Source organism: Erysipelatoclostridium sp. AM42-17, from assembly GCF_003480255.1.
Lineage (GTDB): Bacteria > Bacillota_I > Bacilli_A > Erysipelotrichales > Coprobacillaceae > Faecalibacillus.
Genome location: NZ_QUIN01000052.1, coordinates 1 through 1221 on the forward strand (window position 1 = coordinate 1; position 1221 = coordinate 1221).

The 1221-nt window shown below is 33.3% G+C and carries 1 protein-coding gene; it reads left to right on the forward strand.

Features of this window, described 5'->3' with window-relative positions; all coding sequences use genetic code 11:
- Positions 1 to 55: 55 nt before the first annotated feature.
- Positions 56 to 1221, forward strand: a 1166-nt coding sequence (locus DW911_RS10870) for an IS1182 family transposase (protein ID WP_233543077.1), incomplete at its 3' end; no start/stop codon positions are given.

The following is a 1221-nucleotide window of genomic DNA, read 5'->3' on the forward strand; positions in this document are numbered from 1 at the left end:
TCCAAACTTTTCTACATGGTCTCAGAACTATATTCGCAGATATAAGGATTCAACTATTTTTCAGGAAATCTTTATGGAAATTCTGGAACAGGCTGTTGCGTACGGTTTTGTTGATTTTACAACAGTATTTGGAGACAGCACACATCAGAGGGCAAATGCCAATAAAAGAAAAAGTGAAAAAAAAGAAGTAGAGATCATCAAAAAGAAATACGAAGATGATCTGTTGACTGAAATCAACGAAGATAGAGAATACATAGGCAAGGCCCCATTCGATGCAATGGTGCATACAGAATATGTACATGATGAAGAAACAGGTAAAGAAGTAAAAAAGACTTCAACTAAAATAATTACAGAGAGCACTATAGATCCAGAAAGTGGCTGCTTCCATAAAGGTGAGAAGGAAAAATGTTTTGCGTACTCGCATCAAACATTCTGTGATAAGAACTCGTTCGTACTGGCAGTTACAACAGTACCCGGAAATGTACATGACAGTGTTAGTTTTTTTGATGTCTATGAAGAATTGAACAATGGGAAATATGGATACCTAATTAAGAATGTATCGTTAGATGCTGGATATATGACACCCGCAATATGTAGAACTATTGTACAAAACAATCAAATTCCTTATATGCCATATAAAAGACCAATGACGAAAAAAGGGTTCTTCAAAAAATACGAATATGTCTATGATGAAGAATATGACTGTTATCTATGTCCAAATGATAAGCTTCTTATGTATACAACAACTACAAGAAATGGCTACAGACAATATAAATCCAATCCAAAAGACTGCAAAGATTGTCCTCTTAGAAATAAATGTACAAAGAGTAAAAATATGACAAAAGTTATTGAACGTCATCTATGGGAAGAATTTAGAGAATATGCTGATGAGATCCGTCATACTATGGAATGGAAAGAAATCTATCCAAAGAGAAAAGAAACCATTGAACGAGTATTTGCAGACTGTAAGGAAAACAATGGACTACGCTTTACAAGATTGAAAGGCTTGAAGAAAAACCAACAGAATGCTTGGTTGATTTTTGCGTGCCATAATTTGAAGAAAATGTCCCTTTGGAGAGGGAAATATAGAAGAAAATCCTCAAAATCTTCTGTATATTCTTCAAAATATAGAAAAAAAGACAATTTTATTTTTGAAATTGCCTGTATAAGATATAAAAAACCTATATCTTTATGTAAAGGTATAGGTTTGTCAACAATCTG